Genomic DNA, 371 nt, shown 5'->3' with positions numbered 1-371 from the left:
AGATGCTCCTGGAGGTCGCACGGAGCCGGAGCGAGGCCGGTGGTCTGCCGGACCGGTCGGACTGGGTCAAGGAGTGTGACGCACGCAAGGGGTCGATGCATCGTGCCACGCACCTGGACAACGTGCCGATCAAGCCCCAACGCGTGTACGAGGAGATGAACCGGGCGTTCGGTCGGGACGTCCGGTACGTCTCGACGATCGGCCTCTCCCAGATCGCGGCGGCGCAGTTCCTGCACGTCAACGGCTCCAGGCACTGGATCAACGCAGGCCAGGCCGGTCCGCTCGGGTGGACCATGCCGGCGGCGCTCGGGGTGCGCGTGGCCGATCCCGAGGGACTGGTGGTGGCGCTCTCCGGTGACTACGACTTCCAG

The 371-nt window shown here is 68.5% G+C and carries 1 protein-coding gene; it reads left to right on the top strand.

Going from position 1 to position 371, the window contains the following annotated elements:
* Window positions 1-371: thiamine pyrophosphate-dependent enzyme (locus ACYC1Z_RS15090; RefSeq protein ID WP_461410330.1), on the top strand; the 371-nt coding region annotated here is incomplete at both ends.

The organism is Georgenia sp. (assembly GCF_054605595.1).
This window is presented reverse-complemented; position numbering and strand designations above follow the sequence as displayed.